General features: G+C 66.6%; 18 protein-coding genes. 9 read left to right on the top strand and 9 right to left on the bottom strand.

The genetic code is table 11. The features are described from left to right. The first annotated feature begins 129 nt into the window (after window positions 1–129). A complete protein-coding gene (locus CF68_RS06100) occupies window positions 130–849 on the top strand; it encodes a glycine zipper 2TM domain-containing protein (RefSeq protein WP_035816767.1) in 720 nt (239 codons plus the stop codon). On the opposite strand, the gene CF68_RS06095 is transcribed toward CF68_RS06100, so the two are convergent. From CF68_RS06095 to CF68_RS06085, 3 genes are all read right to left on the bottom strand, one after another. Continuing rightward, on the bottom strand, window positions 846–2,393 hold the full coding sequence (locus CF68_RS06095) for an acyl-CoA synthetase (protein WP_035816765.1): 1,548 nt from the start codon (window positions 2,391–2,393) through the stop codon (window positions 846–848). The genes CF68_RS06100 and CF68_RS06095 overlap by 4 nt on opposite strands. Before the next feature lie 126 nt (window positions 2,394–2,519). Further along, complete coding sequence (locus CF68_RS06090) at window positions 2,520–3,230, bottom strand: dienelactone hydrolase family protein (protein WP_010809807.1); 711 nt, start codon at window positions 3,228–3,230, stop codon at window positions 2,520–2,522. A gap of 97 nt (window positions 3,231–3,327) precedes the next feature. Further along, on the bottom strand, window positions 3,328–4,044 hold the full coding sequence (locus tag CF68_RS06085; RefSeq protein WP_235205681.1) for a phospholipase D family protein: 717 nt from the start codon (window positions 4,042–4,044) through the stop codon (window positions 3,328–3,330). A gap of 235 nt (window positions 4,045–4,279) precedes the next feature. Here CF68_RS06085 and CF68_RS06080 point away from each other — a divergent pair, with 235 nt between their 5' ends. Continuing rightward, window positions 4,280–4,486, top strand: a complete 207-nt coding sequence (locus tag CF68_RS06080) for a dodecin (protein WP_035816764.1) — start codon at window positions 4,280–4,282, stop codon at window positions 4,484–4,486. A 146-nt stretch (window positions 4,487–4,632) separates the two neighbouring features. Here CF68_RS06080 and CF68_RS06075 read toward each other — a convergent pair whose 3' ends face one another. From CF68_RS06075 to CF68_RS06060, 4 genes are all read right to left on the bottom strand, one after another. Continuing rightward, entirely contained in the window at window positions 4,633–5,169 is a 537-nt protein-coding gene (locus tag CF68_RS06075; RefSeq protein WP_035816763.1) for a MarR family winged helix-turn-helix transcriptional regulator, read from the bottom strand. A 119-nt stretch (window positions 5,170–5,288) separates the two neighbouring features. Then, window positions 5,289–6,779, bottom strand: coding sequence for an NAD-dependent succinate-semialdehyde dehydrogenase (locus CF68_RS06070; RefSeq protein WP_035816761.1), 1,491 nt, complete (start codon window positions 6,777–6,779; stop codon window positions 5,289–5,291). A gap of 120 nt (window positions 6,780–6,899) precedes the next feature. Further along, the gene (locus tag CF68_RS06065) at window positions 6,900–7,577 is read right to left on the bottom strand and encodes a flavin reductase family protein (protein WP_369798851.1); all 678 of its coding nucleotides are present in this window, start codon (window positions 7,575–7,577) and stop codon (window positions 6,900–6,902) included. Window positions 7,578–7,627: 50 nt separating this feature from the next. Next, window positions 7,628–8,107: a VOC family protein gene (locus CF68_RS06060; protein WP_035816759.1), complete on the bottom strand. Its 480-nt coding sequence runs from the start codon at window positions 8,105–8,107 to the stop codon at window positions 7,628–7,630. 163 nt (window positions 8,108–8,270) lie between these two features. Here CF68_RS06060 and hpaH point away from each other — a divergent pair, with 163 nt between their 5' ends. Further along, complete coding sequence (hpaH, locus tag CF68_RS06055; RefSeq protein ID WP_035816758.1) at window positions 8,271–9,077, top strand: 2-oxo-hept-4-ene-1,7-dioate hydratase; 807 nt, start codon at window positions 8,271–8,273, stop codon at window positions 9,075–9,077. Between the two features lie 150 nt (window positions 9,078–9,227). Next, entirely contained in the window at window positions 9,228–10,037 is an 810-nt protein-coding gene (locus CF68_RS06050) for an HpcH/HpaI aldolase/citrate lyase family protein (RefSeq protein WP_152548457.1), read from the top strand. 135 nt (window positions 10,038–10,172) lie between these two features. Here the strand turns inward: CF68_RS06050 and CF68_RS06045 are convergent, their stop codons facing one another. After that, complete coding sequence (locus CF68_RS06045; protein ID WP_035816757.1) at window positions 10,173–11,840, bottom strand: ShlB/FhaC/HecB family hemolysin secretion/activation protein; 1,668 nt, start codon at window positions 11,838–11,840, stop codon at window positions 10,173–10,175. Window positions 11,841–12,023: 183 nt separating this feature from the next. Beyond that, window positions 12,024–13,529 carry a collagen-like triple helix repeat-containing protein gene (locus CF68_RS06040; protein ID WP_035816755.1) on the bottom strand — a complete coding sequence of 502 codons (1,506 nt, stop codon included), beginning with the start codon at window positions 13,527–13,529 and terminating at the stop codon, window positions 12,024–12,026. A 730-nt stretch (window positions 13,530–14,259) separates the two neighbouring features. Between CF68_RS06040 and CF68_RS38945 the strand changes: the two genes are divergently transcribed. From CF68_RS38945 to cpaB, 5 genes are all read left to right on the top strand, one after another. Beyond that, on the top strand, window positions 14,260–15,525 hold the full coding sequence (locus CF68_RS38945) for a collagen-like triple helix repeat-containing protein (protein ID WP_035816753.1): 1,266 nt from the start codon (window positions 14,260–14,262) through the stop codon (window positions 15,523–15,525). A 370-nt stretch (window positions 15,526–15,895) separates the two neighbouring features. Further along, a complete protein-coding gene (locus tag CF68_RS06030; RefSeq protein WP_035816751.1) occupies window positions 15,896–16,075 on the top strand; it encodes a Flp family type IVb pilin in 180 nt (59 codons plus the stop codon). A gap of 24 nt (window positions 16,076–16,099) precedes the next feature. Beyond that, window positions 16,100–16,576: a prepilin peptidase gene (locus CF68_RS06025; RefSeq protein ID WP_035816749.1), complete on the top strand. Its 477-nt coding sequence runs from the start codon at window positions 16,100–16,102 to the stop codon at window positions 16,574–16,576. A gap of 72 nt (window positions 16,577–16,648) precedes the next feature. Next, window positions 16,649–17,125 carry a TadE/TadG family type IV pilus assembly protein gene (locus CF68_RS06020; protein ID WP_035816747.1) on the top strand — a complete coding sequence of 159 codons (477 nt, stop codon included), beginning with the start codon at window positions 16,649–16,651 and terminating at the stop codon, window positions 17,123–17,125. Between the two features lie 29 nt (window positions 17,126–17,154). Then, window positions 17,155–17,918, top strand: a 764-nt coding sequence (gene cpaB / locus CF68_RS06015; RefSeq protein ID WP_035816745.1) for a Flp pilus assembly protein CpaB, incomplete at its 3' end; no start/stop codon positions are given.

The following is a 17,918-nucleotide window of genomic DNA, read 5'->3' as shown; positions in this document are numbered from 1 at the left end:
CCGGCAGGCCAGCACTGCCAGCCGGTTACAGGCAGTTACCAATCACAAGTTCCGGTGACACCCGCTGGCCGCCGGCGGCCCTAGACTCGCGCGCATTCCCCAACACGCGCAGCGCGCAGGAGTCCTGACATGTCCATCCCCCTTCGTTCGGTTGTGCTTGCGGTGCTTGGCGCCGGTGCGCTGGCCGGGTGTGCCACGCCGTATGGCTACGACAACGGCTATGGCGGAGGGTACGGCGGCAGCTACGGTGGTGGCTATAACAGCAGCGGCTATGGCAGCAGCGGTTATGGCGGCAGCACCACCATCAGCGGCTACCCGGCGCAGCAGGGCTACCCGCAGGCATCGGGCTACCCGCAGGGGTATCCGCAGCAAGGGTATCCGCAACAGGGTTACCCGCAGCAAGGCTATCCCCAGCAGGAATACCCGCAGTCTTCCCACCCGCAGCAGCCGTATCCGCAGCAGTCATATCCGGACGGCAGCTATGGCAACAACCATGGCAACCAGGCCTACGGCGTGCGCTACGGCTGGGTCGAGGCGATCGAGGTGGTGCCCGGACAGCCGCCTTCGACCAGCGGCGCGGGCGCCGTGGTCGGGGGCATAGTGGGCGGGCTGCTGGGCCACCAGGTCGGCGGCGGCCGCGGCAATACAGTGGCCACCATCGGCGGCGCCGTGGCAGGCGCGGTGGCCGGCAACGAGGTCGAGAAGCGCACCGGCTCCTCTGCCGCAGCCTACCGCGTGCGCGTGCGCACCAGCGACAACGCCTACCTGACGCTGACGCAGTCCAACGCCTACCAGATGCGCATCGGCGACCGCGTCAAGGTCGAGAACGGCGTAGCCGTGCCGTATTAGGCCTGCGTGCCGAACAGCTGCGCGTAGTCCTCGCGCAGCTGGCGCTTGAGCAGCTTGCCCGCCGTGTTGCGCGGCAGGTCCGCGACGAACACGATGCGCTTGGGCACCTTGAACGGCGCCAGCGCCTGGCGCGCATGGGCGATCAGCTCTTCCTCGGCGGCGTCTTCATGGCCGCGCTTGCGCACCACGCAGGCGGCCACTGCCTCGACCCACTTCGGGTGCGGCAGCGCGAACACCGCTGCCTCGGCCACGGCGCCGTGGGTGTACAGGCACTCTTCCACCTCGCGGCTCGATACCAGCACGCCGCCTGAATTGATCACGTCCTTGATCCGGTCCACCACGTACAGGTAGCCCTCGGCATCCATATAGCCGAGGTCGCCGGAATGGAACCAGCCGCCGGTGAAGGCTTCAGCGGTCTGTTCGGGCTTGTCCCAGTATTCCGTTAGCAGTTGCGGCGAGCGATGCACGATCTCGCCCAACTCGCCAGGCGCCACGTCCTGCATGGTCTCGTCGACGATGCGGGTCTCGACGTTCAGCACCGGCCGGCCGGCGGACGCCGGGCGCCCGGCATGCTCGTCGGGCCCCAGCACCGTGGCCAGCGGCCCGATCTCGCTCTGGCCGTAGCAGTTGTAGAAACGCAGTGCCGGCAGCTTCTGCTGCAGCTCCAGCAGCACCGGCACCGGCATGATCGAGGCCCCGTAGTAGGCCTTGGTCAGCGACCCCAGCCGCGCCGGATCGAAGTCCGCATGGCGCAGCAGCGCGATCCACACCGTGGGCGGCGCAAAGAAGCTGGTGATGCCCTCGGCGTGGACAGTGCGCAGGCAATAGCCGGCCTCGGGGCTGTCGGCGATCAGCGTGGTGCCGCCGCACAGCAGCAGCGGCATCAGGAACACATGCATCTGCGCCGAGTGGTACAGCGGCAGCGCGGCCAGCGAGTAGTCCGATTCGCGGATATCGCAGGCGGCGATGGTGCTGACGTATTCGGCCAGCAGCGCGCGATGGGTCAGCACGGCACCCTTGGGGGCGGAGGTGGTGCCCGAGGTGTACAGGATCTGCGCAGGCGTGGTGTCGGTGAGCGAATCGGACACCGGTGCGGCGGGGCCGCTGGCGGCGGCGGCCAGGACATCGCGCACCTTGCCGCCGTGCAGCGTGCCGCTGACCTTGCAGGGCAGGCCCTCGACGCGGTCGGCCAGCGCCGGATCGGCAAAGATCGCGCTGGCGCCCGATTGCGTGACGATGTACTCGGCTTCCGCGTGCGTCATCGAGAAATTGACCGGCACATGGATCAGGCCGCTGCGCAGGCAGGCCAGCCACAGCAGCACATAGGCGTCTGAGTTCTTGCCGAAGGCGGCCACGCGGTCGCCGGGGCGCAGGCCCCATTGCGCCAGCGCGCCGGCCACGCGGGCCGCGGCCTCATCCAGCTGGCGGTAGGTCCAGGCCCGGTCGCCGAAGCGGATAGCGGTCTTGCCCGGGCTGCGCCGCACGGCGCGGGCAATGGCGTCGGGGATGGTGTTGCGCAGGGCGCGCTGCTGCTCTGACTGCATGGTGTGGTCTCCATTGTTATGGTGGGTCCAGCAAGTCTTGAAGCCAAGCGCCGAGGATAAAGGCTGCCGCCCGGCCATGGCAAGGCGGCAGCGTCTCGGGGTGGGACTACAGCGCGTCGGGGTGGGCTACAGCGCTTCCGACAGGAACACCAGCGCGCGCCCGTGGGCCAGTGCGGCGCTGGGCTGGTGGTAGGAGCCGCGCGCCCAGCAGTTGAAGCCGTGGTCCGCGCCCTGGTAGACGTAGATCTCGCTGCCGGGTTTGCCGGCCATGGCGTCGCGCACGCCTTGCACGGCCTCTGGCGGGATGTGCGCGTCGAGCGCGCCGTAGTGGAACTGCACCGGCACACGGATGTTCGCCGCCTCTTGCAGCTGGTTCTGGATGCCGCCGCCGTAGTAGGGCACGGCCGCATCCACCAGCCCGCGCGCCGCGCTCAGGTACGACAGCAGGCCGCCGAAGCAATAGCCCACCGCAGCCACCTTGCCGGCGCCGGTGTGCTGGCGCAGCACCTGCACCGTGGCGGCAATATCGTCCAGTGCGGCCGTGACATCCACCGCCTTGCGCAGCGCCATGCCGCGCGCCATGTCGTCGCCTTCGTAGCCCAGTTGCACGCGTGGCGCCTGGCGCCAGAACACGTCCGGCGCCAGCACCGCATAGCCGTCGGCGGCGTACTGGTCCGCCACGGCGCGGATATGCTCGTTGACGCCGAAGATCTCCTGCAGCAGCACAATGCCCGGCGCGCCGGGCTGCACGCCTGCCGGCGGCAGGCTCAGGTAGGCATCGAAGCTGCCCGCGGCGGTGTCAACGCGGATCCACTGGCTGTCGGGGATGGCTGTCATGGGGAAAGGCTCTCCGGAAGGGGGCTGAACAGGAAACCTGCAAGTTTGCCACTGTGCGCCGCTTCGTGCAGCGCAGCCCGCCCCGACGCTGCTGCCGTCAGTACGCGCGCGACTGCTGGTAGCGCTTGTTCCAGTTGTCGGTGTAGGCCCTGACCACGGCGGCGTCGCCGCGGATCAGCATGCCGTTCTCGGCGTTGCGCTCCTGCGCCGACTTGGTGAAGTTGAACGATCCGGTGAAGACCGCCTGGTCGTCGAACACCATCACCTTGTTGTGCGCAATCGCGGGCTTGTTGTCGATCACCACCGGCACGCCGGCGTGCTTGAGGTAGGTGGCGCTGGTATAGCGCTCGGACTGCTGGCTCTTGTCCAGGATCACGCGCACGTCCACGCCGCGCCGGTGCGCCTGCGCCACGGCCTCGGCAATCGGTGCGCTGGTGAACGAATAGGCCTGGATCAGCAGGCGATGGCGCGTGCTGCGGATGGCATTGATCAGCAGCGCCTGGCAACTCGCGCCATCGGGCACGAAGCACAGCGTGTAGCCGCTGCCATCGGCAAAGGGCTTGGCCGGCACCGGCTTCGCATCCGGCGGCTGGGCCGGCTGGGCCGGCTTGCCGGTGCGCGTGGGAAAGTGGTTGGCGACGGCCTCGTTGAAGGTCTCGCTGATGCTGTTGGCGATGGTGTCGGTCACCTGGTCGAAGGTGGATGCCGAGCGGGCGTGCGCCAGCAGCGCGAAGGGGCTGAACGAGGTGAAGGCCGACACGGCGGCGGCCAGGCCCAGGCCCAGCACGGCCCGGCGAATGAATCTGTAAGTCACGGCGGATCTTTGCGTCGGTGAATGACGGCATGCGCGCGCCGCGCGCCGCATGCTGTCGGGGGCGGGTCCGCAGCGTAGCAGCCGCATACGCCACTGGCAAAGCGTGATTGTGTAACAGGATCTGCTGCTGGCTATGCGGTGCAGCATCGGTGCGCCGCCGCTGCCCTTGGGACTATCCGCACCCGCGCCTATGATGGATGGAACCCCCGCGGGGCCGCCCGCCAAGGAGAGGGATATGAGCAACCATACCTACAAGCTGGTCGAGATCGTCGGATCTTCACCCGATGGCTGCGACCAGGCCATCCAGAGCGCCATTGACAAGGCCGGTGAAACCATCAAGAACATCGACTGGTTCGAAGTGGTGGAAACGCGCGGCCACATCACCAACGGCAAGATCGCGCACTACCAGGTCACGCTCAAGATCGGTTTCCGCGTGACCTGAGTGCGGCGCCGCGCTTGCGCGGCGGAATTTGTTGCCGGCACAGGCTGCTCGGCCTGTGCGGCTTAGTGCGCGCGTGTGTTCCAGATGGGGGTACCGGCAAAAGGGCTCTTCACGGATTCGTGGGTGCTTGCCCTTGGCATCCATCATCATTTGATGCCACGCCAGACCTTGGACAGAATTGCCTCGAGCGCCAGGCAATCCTCTTCGCTCAACTCGCGGGTAAGATGAGCGCAAGCGCGCCAGAAGGTTGGCAAGGCCTGATCCAGCAGCTCCCTGCCCTCATCGGTCAGTGCCAACTCAAGGCTGCGTCGATCGTCCTTGCGATGTTCGCGTGCAAGCAGGGCGCGTGCCTCCAGCCAATCCAGCAGGCCGGTGGCTGAGGAACGGGTCACGCCAAAATAGTCCGCAATTACCGAGGGCGTGAGCGGCCCGACATCCAGCAGTCCGCGCTCGGCCAGCGAGAACAGCATCAACACGTCCAGCTTGTTCTCGGTGATGCCATGCTCGCGCAACTTTGCGTTGACCACGCCCATCACGTCGTCGCTCAGCCAAAGCAACATCAGGCCAGCCGCAGCCTTCTTTCGGCTGGTGCCCCGCTCCGCGGTGGCAGCAAGCAGTTTCAAATGGGGCGCGATGGCTTGCTTGGCTTCGGCGCGATGGGTAGTGTTGATCTCGCTCGTCATAGGGTCCGGTTGGCGGCCGCGTACCGCGGAATCTGATACGGGGGGCATATAGTGTGTTGATCGTATCAGACTTCACACAGAAGCATCACGCAACGGAATGAGCCGTCGGCGCGGAACTGCTATGCATGCCCGCCAGCACTGGATTCGGCGCGGCTGGCCAGGCCCCCCATGCAGAGGTATTTGATCTCAAGATAGTCATCAAGGCCGTGACGGGAGCCTTCCCGGCCCTGGCCCGACTCCTTGATGCCACCAAATGGCGCAACTTCCGTCGAGATCGAGGTCTCGTTGATGCCGATCATTCCCGCTTCGATGGCGCCCGCAACCCGCCACACCCGCCTTATGTCACGGGTATAGAAATAGGCGGCCAAGCCATAAGGCGTGGCATTTGCCAGCGCAATGGCCTCATCCTCCGATTCGAAGCGAAACAGCGCAGCAAGCGGGCCGAAGGTTTCCTCCCTGGCCACCAGCATCTCGCTGCTGGCTTCGGTCAGCACAGTGGGCTCGAAGAAGTTCCCGCCCAATTCATGGGGCTTTCCGCCCAGCATCAGGTGGGCGCCCCTGGCAAGCGCATCGGCGACATGCGCCTGCACCTTGTCCACCGCGCGCGCATCGATCAGTGGACCCTGGTCGACCGCGCCGGTACTGGCGGGTCCCACCTTGAGTCCCATTGCCGCCTCAGTGAACTTGCGCGCGAAGGCATCGTAGACCGAGGACTGCACCAGGATACGGTTTGCGCAAACACAGGTCTGGCCCGTGTTCCGGAACTTGGCAAGCAAGGCGCCTTGTACCGCGGCATCGATGTCGGCATCATCGAAAATGATGAGTGGCGCGTTGCCACCGAGTTCGAGGGATACCCGCTTCATGGTGTCCGCACAGCGCCGCATCACCTGCTTTCCTACCTCCGTGGAACCGGTGAAGGACACCTTGCGCACGGTCTGGTTGTCATACCAGGCGTTGACCACCTTCGCAGAACGAGATGTAGGTACCACGTTGACCACCCCTCGGGGCACGCCGGCCTGTTCAGCCAACTGCGCCAGTGCCAGCGCGGACAGCGGCGTATCGGAGGCGGGCTTGGCCACGACCGTGCAGCCAGCGGCCAAGGCCGGCGCCATCTTGCGCGCCACCATCGCGAGCGGAAAATTCCACGGCGTCAGAATGGCGACCACGCCCACTGGCTCCTTGATGGCCAGAAGTTTTCGGTCCGCGACGGGTGCCGGGATGAAATCGCCGTAGCCGCGCCGCGCTTCCTCGGCAAACCATTCAAGATAAGCGGCCGCGTACATGACCTCGGCATCGCTCTCGGCCAGCGGCTTGCCCTCCTCCGCCGAGATCAACGCTGCGAGTGCGCCTCGATTGGCCAGCAGTGCCGCATGCCACTGCTTCAGGATGGCTGCGCGGTGCCCGGCCGGCAAGGCCTTCCATGCCGGCAGTGCCGCGGCCGCTGCAGTCACCGCTTGTTCCGCTTCCTCGGGTCCGCAGTCGGCCACTTGCGCGATTTCCAGGCCGCTGGCCGGATCCCGCACGGGAAAGGTTGCGCCGTCGCCGGCGGCGCTCCAGCGCCCATCGATATAGGCGCGAGTCATTAAAAGGGACGAGCTAGTGAGATTCATGGTCCTGGTAGCGAGTGGACTTGACCACCGGCGTGATGAGTGTGGTGTGGGTATGGCTGGCACCGGGCCAAGCTGCGCGTTCGTGGCGGCTGCCGATGCAAGGGCGAATAGCTTCCGGGGTCATCTCGTGCATGACGCCGTCGCCGGTTCACCGCGGAGATACTCCTGCGCCTTTCCGCTACGTTTGATCTCGTCCCACTGTTGCGGGCTTAACTGAGGCATCTGGAAAGCCGGGCCAGGACGGCAATACCAGCCGGGGTTGTGAAGCCGACTCAGCAAGTCCATGCGAGGCGTATCGAGATAGAGCCGCTCGGCGTCCAGGACTGCGTCGTCGTCCACGTGCATCGCCACGATGTCGGCGACCACGATGGTGCGCGCGCCGTCGATGTCGAGCAGGTTGCGCACGCTGCATTCAAATGAAGCCGGGCTCATGGCGATCCGCGGCGTTGAAATCCTGGTCCCGGGAACCAGGACCAGGTCAGCCTCAGCAGCTTCATTCACATGCGCCGGGAAATCGACCGCCGTGACGTTCATGCGACGGGCCAGCGCCGTCGACACCAGATTCACGGTGAACTCACCGCGCGCGCGAATATTCCTGGCTGTGTCTTTCGGCCCGTCATCGCGGAATCCGATGCCGACACAGAAGATGGGCGGGTTGCCCGACAACAGATTGAAGAATGAGAACGGCGCGACATTGATTGCCCCAGCCTCATCCATGGAGGAGATCCAGGCGATCGGCCTGGGCACGATGACAGCGGACAGCAGCTTCTGCCGCGCCGCGCCGTCGAGTGCTTGCATGTCTATGTACATTGGGACTCACCCCTGGAGATTGGGGTGCCTCGGAAAACTCAGGATTTCGTCGTCGGCTTGGCGCCGGCAGCGGCACGCGCGTCGGCGAATGCACGGTCACTGCGCTTGCAGCGGCAGCGGCCAATCTGATGCAACTCGATCAGATTGCCCACAGGGTCGCGCAGGAACAGCTGTTTCAACTCCGGGGCCGCGACGTTGTCGAGTTTCCAGAAGTCCACCTTCATGCGCAGCAACTCTGCCTCCGTCGCGAGGATATCGCGCACAGCCAGTGCAACGTGGTTGTCGACAGGATCCTTGCCAGGTCCCTGCGCGTAGGGCGAAGGACTGTCGCTTCCGAGCAGGTGGATCTGGCAATCATTGCCCATGTCAAGAAAATAGCCGGGAATGCCGGGAATGTTCCAGCGTCCGTCATCCGTGTCCAGACCGAGTACGCCGCCGTAGAAAGCGCCCATGGCTTCGACCTTGTCGATGGGCATACGTACCGCGTGGTGATGAAGCTCGAGAATCTCAATAGCCATGTTTGGCTCCTTCTTCGAAATTGAATTGGCAGGCAGCAACGACGGCTGACTTTGCATCTCGCGCCGCCTTCGATATATGATACGGTCCACGTACTATCTGTCAAGCGAAGGATAGTTCCGGTTATCGATGCCAACTGGCGTTGACGCAGCTCAAGGAGATTTCATGCGCACCTTTGATCAAAGCACCATCCAACATATCGCCGAACAACTCGAGATGGCCGAAGCGAGCCGCCAGCAGATCTCGCAGCTTTCAGCGAGCTATCCAGACATGACCGTCGATGACAGCTACGCGATACAGAGTGCCTGGACCGCGCTCAAGCACGCCTCGGGCCGACGGTCGATTGGCGCCAAGGTCGGCCTGACCTCCCGTGCGATGCAGGCGGCAGTTGGAATCGACGAACCGGATTTCGGCGTGCTTCTGGATGACATGCTGCTGCCTGATAACGTGGTTCCTGCAAGCCGGTTCATCGAGCCGCGCGTGGAGGTGGAACTGGCGTTCGTGCTCGAGCGCGACCTGTGCGGCCCCGGCATCGGTGCCTGCCAGGTGCTGGACGCCACCGCCTATGTCATGCCGGCGCTCGAATTCATCGACGCGCGCATCCAGCGCATCGACCCTGTCACAGGCAGAACGCGCCGGGTCCTGGACACCATTGCCGATAACGCCGCCAATGCGGCGCTGATGCTCGGTGGCAATCCGATCCGACCAGGCTCCGTGGATCTCCGCTGGTGCGGGGCCTTGCTTAGCCGCAATGGACTTATCGAGGAGACGGGCATTGCGGCGGGCGTGCTGAACCACCCCGCCAACGGGGTGGCGTGGCTGGCAAACCGCCTGGCCAGGGAAGGGCGCAAATTGTCCGCGGGGGACATCGTCCTATCGGGATCATTTACGCGTCCCTTGCTGCTTGCCGCGGGTGACGTGGTGCATGCCGATTTCGGCAGACTGGGAAGCCTTTCCTTCCGTTTGGCCTAGGCCTCCACAATTTTCAGTGGCGTGCGGCCTTGGCGTCATCGCACCCCGCGCCACCTCCGATGTACGCGCCGGCAGGATTTCCCAACACCACTACCCATTCGGGCTGGATGGTTGCGAGAGACGCGCCGGCGACACTCTTCCGGAATATCGATGTTGAACAATCACTTCAAGCAGGGCCTGCGCGACGGCGTCACGCAAATCGGAATCTGGGCCGCCCTGGCCCAGGCTTGCACTACGGAAATTATGGCCGCCGCGGGATTCGACTGGTTGCTGATCGATGCCGAGCACGGCCCAAACGATCTGCGCTCGGTGCTGGCGCAGCTACGAGCGGCATCTCCCCATGACACCGCCGTTGTGGTGCGCCCGCCAAGCGACGATCCGGCGCTGCTGCGGCAATACCTTGACGCGGGCGTGCAAACCTTGCTGATCCCCATGGTGAATTCGGCCGCTCAAGCACGGGCGCTGGTTCGGACCGTAAGCTATCCGCCGCGGGGCACGCGGGGCGTGGCAAGCTCGCTGATCCGCGCCTCGCGCTATGGTGCCGATGTCGACTACCTGTCCCAGGCTGCGGAATCGCTGTGCGTTATCGCCCAGATCGAATCGTTGGCCGCGCTGGACGAGCTGGAAGGGATCCTGGCCGTGCCCGGAATCGATGGGGTATTTTTCGGTCCTGCGGATCTGGCCGCCAGCATGGGGCATATCGGGCGAGCAGGACACAATGATGTGCAGCAAGCCCTCCATGACGGGATTGTGCGGGTCCGCAGCGCCGGCGGCCGCTGCGGCATCTTTTGTGCCGACGAAGCCCAGGCTCAGCGCTATTTGGACTGGGGTTGCTCGTTCGCCGCAGTAGGCTCTGATGTCGGACTGCTCGCGCAAGGTGCGCAATCCTTGCGTACCCGCTATACGGATGCAGTTCTGGCGCATGCGCCCCACCGTCATGCAGGAGGAACCGCTTCCTAGCCAGGTCCCGGGTAGGCAAGTAGTTTTCCAGCCAACTCCACTGCATATTTGCTGGCATAAAAAAATCGGCCGACGCGAGACTGCCGTCGGCCGGGTGCAGGGAAACCTGGTGTCGTCAGCCCAAACGCGACCAGCTCAATCGAACTGGTACGAATAAGTCATGTTGATCCGCGGCGACCGATGGCTCGCATTGGTCGGCTTGTCACCCACCGGTTGTGCCACCGACAGGTCCAGCGTGTAGTAGCGCCGGTCCGAGAAGCGCGCACCGATGGCCACCGATGACAGGCTGCGGTGCGACAGCGACACGCTGTTGGAGAACACGCGCGCCACGTCAGCCAACACATAGGGCTGGATCGTGCGCAGATAGGCCATGTCGGGCAGGAACAGGCGGCTGATTTCCGCCGAGGCCCCCCAGCCCTTGTCGCCCGCCACTTCGCCGGCGGGATAGCCCAGCCCGAAGAAGCGGCCGCCGAAGCTGATCTGCTCGCCCGAGGCCAGGCGGTCGCCGCTGTACTGGCCGGCTGCGGCCACGGTGAGGCCGAATCCCGCCGGCAGGTCTTTCGACTGCGACAGCAGCAGCCGCGTGCGGAAGAAGCTCAGGTCATTGGTGTTGTTCTGGCGGCTCGCACCCAGCGCATCGAAACCCTTGTACAGGCCGAGCGTGGCGTTGCGGCTCACGCCTTCGCCGCGCTGCGCGTAGGTCAGCTCCGCGGTGCCCACGCGCACGTTGGTGCCCAGCGTCACGCGCGTGCCGGTGGCGGTGTGGGTGTAGCGCTCGAACTGGTCGGCGCCATAGAAGCCGCCGGTCAGCGTGAGCGTATGCGCGTTGGACAGCAGCAGCGGATAGTTGAGCGAGCCGCCGATGCGCTTGGTGTCGTTGACGTAGCGCGGGTTGAACCCGATCGCCTCCAGCGTGGCGTTCTGCGGCACGCCGCGGTAGTGCGAGGCGTTGAGCCGCGCGATCATGCCCTCGGTGCCGAGCGGCTGCGCGTAGCTGGCGGCGTAGTACTCCTCGTTGTCGCGGCCCTTGGGGAACAGCGCCGAGACCGAGATCTGCTCGCCCAGCGGTGTCAGGCTGTTGGTAGTCGCTGTGGCAATGGCGCGCAGGCCCGGCGACATGTATTCGATGCCGGTGCCGAAGGTGAACGGCTTGCGCTTGACGTCGAGCACCATCTCGCAGGCGCCGTCGGTGGTGGTCGGCGGCTGCACCGTGGCTGCCACCTGCAGCCCGGGCTGCAGGGCCAGTGCATTGACGTAGTGTTCGAAACGGTCCTGGCGCAGCGGGCGGTCCTGCTGCAGCTTCTCGGCAATGGCGCGCAGCCGGCCCTCTGCCGGGCCCGCCTTGCCAGTGACCGTCACCTTGGCCACATAGCCTTCGACCACGGTGATCAGCACATCGCCGTTGGCAAAATCCTGCGCCGGCACAAAGGCAAACGAGAGCGGATAGCCGCGCTCCTTGTACATCTGCGTCACCGTGTTGGCCGCTTCCAGCAGCTGCGCCACCGTGATCTCGCGGTTGGCCAGCGGCTTGAACTGCGCGGCCACTTCCTCGAACGGCAGCGTCTTCGCGCCCTCGATGCGAAAGCCCCGTGGTGTCAGGCGTGTATTGAGCAGGTCCTGCATGGCCGCCTGCGGCCGTTCGACCTGCACGGTCACGCTGCTGTCCGGCCGGGCCGGAGCAATCTTCGGGAGCGTCTGGGTTGGGTCGCCCTGGACCGGGCTGCGCGGATCGGCCTGGACCAGGCCGTGATGGAACGCGCCGACGCCGACCAGCAGCGCGGCAACGCGATGACGTGCACGCATGGCAAAACCCCTGTAAGGAAATACTGCGGCTATTGACGTCGCGTGCCACTGGCGCGGGGATTGCCGCTACCCCCGGGCGCCTGCTGTCCGATGCTGCCGGCTCAGCGCGTGGCCGCTACGTTGAATCTGGTGTGCTCCGCTGCCCGCGATCAGGCGATCGCCAGGGCAGCGGCTGAGGCAGGATTACTTCTGGCCGAGCGCACCGGTCAGGCCGCCCAGCAGGCCGCCAACCAGGCCGCCGATCGGGCCGGTGGCGCCGGTGGTCGAACCCTTGCTGGTGGTGCTGCCCGCGGTGGAGGTGGCGCCGCCGGTCACGGCGGCGACAACATTGGTGACGGGAGCCAGCGGGCTGGTGGTGCCGGTGCCCGCCGCGGCGCCGGTGACGCCGCCCACCACGCCATTCACCACGCCGCTGACCGCGGTGGTGACCGGTGCCAGCGGCGAACCCGTGCTGCCGCCGGTGGCACTGCCAAGGCCGCCGGTGACGGTGCTGACCAGGCTGGTGACCGGTGCCAGCGGCGAACCGGTGCCGCCGCCGGTGGCACTGCCAAGGCCGCCGGTGATGGAGCTGACCAGGCTGGTGACAGGCGCCAGCGGCGAACCCGTGCCGCCAGCGCCTGCACCGCCCGTCAGCCCCCCGGCCAGCGCAGTCACCGGTGCCAGTACCGGGCTCAGCGCGCCCAGGCCGCCGCCGCTGGCGGGCCCGTTCACTGCGCCGCCCAGCGATGCCACGGTCGTGCCGGTGGCGTTCACCACGCCGCCGACGCCCGAGACCACCGGCGTGTTGGTCTGTTGCAGCGTGGTGCCGGCCGTCGCGAGCGCACCGCCCACAGCCGCCAGCAGGCTGGTGGTCGGGGCGCCCAGGCCCGTGGCCGCGCCCAGCGTCTGCGTGGCGCCGGTCAGCTGCGAGGTGATCGGCACGATCAGCTTGCTGGTGGTGGTGGTCACCTGCTCGACCGCGCCGGTCGACAGCACCGTGGCCAGCGTGCCGCCGGCGTTGCTGACCGTGTCGCCCAGCTGGTCCACCACCGTGCCCAGCGGCGAAGTCAGCGGCGCCAGCGGCGCGAGCTGGCCGGTGCCCAGCCCGCTGACAGCGGTGCCGGCGCTGGACACTGCCTTGCCGAGTTCGGTGACCACATTGCCGGTGCTGGCGACCGTGGTGCCAACCGGGTTGGTCGAATTGGGGATGCTGCCCAGGCCCGCTTGCAGGCCCGTGGCCAGCGCGCCCACGGCATCGCCGGTGGAGGCCACCACGCCGCCCAGGCCACTTTGCGTCTGCGTCGGCACCAGCGGCAGGTTGGCGCTGCCGAGCTGGTTGCCGAGGTCGGTGACGGTGCTGCCCGTATTGCCCAGCACCGTGCCGGCATTGTTGATGACGGTGGCGGTCGGGGTCAGTGCGGTGGGCGTTTCGCCGCCGCCAGTGTTGCCACCGTTGCCGCCCGTTCCACCGGTGCCGCCGGTACCACCTGTTCCGCCGCCCGTGCCACCGGTACCGCCGCCGGCCACGTCAGTGCCGCCGCCGGTGCCACCCGTGCCGCCGGTGCCACCGGTACCCGTAGTCTTGGTGCCGCCATCGGTGCCCGCCGTGTCGCTGGTGCCCATGGAGGTCGATCCGCTGCCGCTGGCGCAGCCACCCAGGGCCAGCAAGGTTGCGAGGAGTGCCGTTACGGCGAATTGTTGTTTGCGCATGTTCTGTTCCCTCATTCCCGTCGTTTAAATCGCTCGGCCGCGCAACGCGTTCGTTTTCTGCGTGCGGCGGTGACGGATATGGCGCAATGGGTATGCCAGCGCTGCGCTGGATCCTGGAAGGGACCCTGCCGAAGTCGGGTGTGGTGCCTGCAACGCCTTGCCAGGCGCGGCTTCCAGGGGAGTGGTGGGAACCGCTTGCGGCGCTGCCGGGGATGGGGTGTCAGGGCGGTTGCGCGTTACGCGTTACGTAACGTGTGTCGTCTGCAGGGAACAAAACAGCCGGAACGGCGGGCTTGCGCCAATGGCGCTCCAGCCAGGAAAGCGCACCGTGCCCGCACGCTGCCAAAGCCTCCCGCCACGGTCATCCGCGCCTCCGCGTTCCCGTGTTCCCGGAACACGTTACGTAGCACGTAACACGTCAGGTCCGTGCCGCAACGGCGTTTGAGCCCGGCCCGTGGCTACCCCGCATCACCGGCAATCCGCGCCAGGCAAGGCCTGCAGCGCTGCGGCCGGTTCCATGCCGGCACCGCCGGCGTTGCTGGCACGCGCCTTGCCATTCGTTGTCCAGACGCGCCGACGATCTCGCGCTCCACTGTCTTGCCGTTCCGGTTCGGAGCGGTCCGCCAGAGGAACAAAGCGAGGCACCGGGGAGGCTCGTCGGCAATCCCATGCGGCGCACAAAAGACAAGACGGCCGGCAGCACCGTGGCCAACAAGACAGGAGAAGGACAATGAAAACCAAGCATCCGTCGCAGCATTCCATGACCTCGCTGGCCGCGGCCGGCGTGGCCGCCATGGCCTTGCTGATGGCAGGCTGTTCGTCGAGCGGTGGCGGCAGCGGCGCCAATCCGCGGCCCAACAGCGGCAACATCGATACGCCGGTCAACCCGGCGCCGTCTGCATCGGGCGAGACCACGCCCACCGCCAAGGTGACAGAAGGCACGGGCAATACCGTGGTGGCAACGGGCAATGCCGTCAGCGAGATCGGCAAGACTATCAAGGACGCGCCGCTGCCATTGCTGCCCACCAAGGCGCGCGAAGGCGCCGGAGAGGTGGTGATCAATGCCGGCAGGGCGGTTGGCTCGCTCGGTGCGGGCGTGCGCGACGGGCTGGGGCAGATGGGCTCGGTCCACAACCCGGTTGGCGTGACGGTGGCCAGCACCAGCAATGTGGTCCACGACGTGGGCGAGGCGTTGATCAGCGGCGGCGACCTGGTGTACGGCCTGGGCACCGAGAAGCTGGCACCGCTGGCTCCGGTGACCACCCCGCTGGGCGGCCTGGTCAGGCACGTGGGCATCGCGGTGCACGATAGCAGCGGCAAGGTGCACAGCGTGCTGTCCGAAGGCCCGGTCGCGCAGGTCACGAATTCGGTCAGCAAGGTCATCGTGCCGCTGACCAGCAAGGTCACCGACGGCACGCAGACACTGGGTGCGGTCACGCACCTGGGCGAGCCGGTCCACGGCCTGCTCCACAAGGTCGGCCATACGGTGGCTGCCGGCGGCAGCATGCTCAGCAACACCCACGCACCGGTGGTCTCGCCGCTGGGCGGCGTCGTGACTGAGGCCGGCAAGACGGTCGCGGCAGCTGGCGGGCTCCTCAACGGCCATGATCACGGCGGCGGCAACCCGCTTGGTGGCCTGCTGAACCACCTGCCGCTGGCGGGCGGCGGGCACGGCGGCGATGGCGGCCACGGCGGCAACCTGCTTGGTGGCCTGCTGAACAACCTGCCGCTGGCAGGCGCGGGCGGAGGGCACGGTGGCGATGGCGGCCATGGCGGCAACCTGCTCGGCGGCGTGCTGAACAACCTGCCGCTGGCCAAGCTTGGTGGCGGCGGTGAGGGCGGCTCCGCGGGCGGTGCGCTCGGTCCCGTGACCGCGCTGCTGGCGCCGGTGACCGGGCTGGTCGGCGGGCTGAAGCAGGGCGCACACGACAGCCAGGGTGGCAGCGGTGACCACAAGACGTTGCAACTGCCGCTGGTGGGTGGCCTGTTGCGCTGAAATGTCTCATACCGGCTAGGTGTTTTCACGGTGCGCTGTCGCTCATCACCCCGTCGCAGCGCATCTTTTTATTTTGCCTGGCATTGCGGCTGCAATGACCGCAATGCCAGGCTGCAGGCCGGTTCCTGGCCGGCCTGCCCGCTCCCTAACAACCGGTGCCCCGGGCCCTCCGGGTCGTTTCAAACGCGTGTCCTAACCCCTTTGGGTCATTGCCATCACCCGTAGGAGGGGTATGGTTGAGACATTCCATGTCTTAAAAAGAAAGCGCAGCAAGCGTGAAAAGTCGATAAAAGAGCGGGCCACAGAGCACCGTGATAATCGAACGGGGGAAGCGTGATCGCGGCATCAGATCACTTCGGGAGTGGAAATCATGAAACGACTCATTGCACGCTTCATTAAAGATGAGCGCGGGGCGACAGCTATCGAGTATGGCTTGATCGTCGGGCTCGTCGCTTTGGCTATCACCGTCGGCGCCGGCGAACTCGGCACAGAGCTTAACGCCAGCTTCCATCGGCTTTCACTCAAGGTATCGGGCTGGTTCGTCGACTAGACAGGCCGAAACCATAAGACCGGCGTGATTGCCGCGCTCCTCTGCGCGGCGACCCTCTACACAGACTTCGCCCACCGGCGCGTTCCCAACGCCTTGCTGGCCGCTGCCGTGCTGGCCCTCGGACTGGCATTGCTCGCCGGACAGGCCGCGGAACTGCCGCTAACCACGCGCCTGATCGGCGCCGGGCTGGGCCTTGCCGTCACGCTGCCGGTGTACGCCCTCGGGCGCATGGCGGCGGGCGACGTCAAGTTCCTGGCGGTGGCGGGACTGTTCACCGGGCCGCAAGGACTGGTAGTGGCATGGGTCGTCGGCAGCCTCCTCGGGCTGGTGCATGCGCTGCTGGCGCTTGCACTGGGCGGTCGCGCGCCGGCTACAAGTCAAGCCATTGATCACCAGGAAAGCGGACCTATTCTATCGGCGCATTTTTCGCGGGCGCGCGGCATTCCGTATGCCGCGTACCTGGCCGTGGGTGTGCTGGCCTGGATGGCTGCGGGCCACTAGCCGGACAGGCTGGAGGCAAGCAGGCTGCGCCGCCGGTCGGCGGGAATGAACACCAAAGGACCGGGGTTTCAGATGTTGCTGCACGCAAGGGTCAACAGGGGAATCAACCGGCGCCGCCATGGCGCCGGCAGCGCTGCGATCGAGTTTGCGATCGTGGCGCCAGTGCTGCTCGCCATCGTGATCGGCATCGTCTACTACGGCGTGATGCTGGCGCTGCAGCAAGTGCTGACGCTGGCCGCCGAAGAAGGCGCGCGCGCTGCGCTGCGCTATCCAGCGGGCGTTTCCGGCTCAGGCCTTGCGGCCACGCAGGGCGCGCGCGTCAATGCCGCGGCTGCGATGGCGCGGGGCACGCTTCCCACCTCCATCAGGAATCTGCTGTCCACCGGCAACGTTGCGCAGGCGGTGCCCTGCGCATCCGGCTCCACCGATGTCTGCGTGCAGGTCACGCTGAGCCTTCCCACCACCAACATCCTTCCCGCCGTGCCGATGGTCCCGGTGCCCGCAACGCTGTCGGGCTCGGCAATGGTCCAGCTTTCTCCTGATATCTGAGCCGCCATGCCCATCCAAAGGAAATCCGCATGACCAGCAAGCAGATCCGACTCCTGGCGGTGGTGCTGCTTGGCCTGGCGCTGCTGCTTGCGCTGCTGGCGTGGCAGGGGGGCCGCCAGCCGGCACAGGCGCCTGCGGCATCGACGTCCGCCAAACCGCTGCACGCAGTGGTGGTGACCACGCAAGCGGTGGAAGCGGGCAAGCCGCTTGCCGCCGAGGCGCTCAAGGTCGAGATGCTCCCGATCGATCCCACCGGCGCCTACAGCGAGGTGGCGCGCGTGACGGGGCAGGTGCCGCTGGTGGCACTAGGCGCCAACGTGCCGGTGCTTGAGAGCCAGTTGCTGGCCGGCCTGGCCACGCAGGTGCGGGAGGGCGAACGCGCGGTGGCCGTGTCTGTCGATGAAGTCATCGGAGTCGGCAACCAGGTGCAGCCGGGCGACTATGTCGATGTCTTCCTGGTCCTGCGCCGCGACCAGCAGGAAATCCCGGAAAGCCAGGCGCGCATGCTGCTGTCGCGCCTGCGCGTGCTGGCCTACGGCGTCGCCTCGGTCAACCGGCCGCAGAACGCCAAGCCGGAACAGATGATGGCGCGCCAGGAAGGCGCCAAGACCGCGGTGCTGTCGGTGCCGCTGGAGCAGGTCAGCCGGCTGGCGATGGCGCAGCAGTCCGGGCGCCTGCTGCTGGCGCTGCGCAATCCGCAGGACGAAGCCATGCCCAGCGACGGCATGTTTGCCGAACCCCCGCCCGCACTGGCCGCGCGCGCCGGCGTTCCCGCCGACGCGCCGCGCGCCGC

The sequence above is a fragment of the Cupriavidus sp. SK-4 genome (genome assembly GCF_000611125.1).
Taxonomy (GTDB): domain Bacteria; phylum Pseudomonadota; class Gammaproteobacteria; order Burkholderiales; family Burkholderiaceae; genus Cupriavidus; species Cupriavidus necator.
Note: the sequence above shows the minus strand (reverse complement) of the source record. Positions and strands in the feature narration are given on the sequence as shown.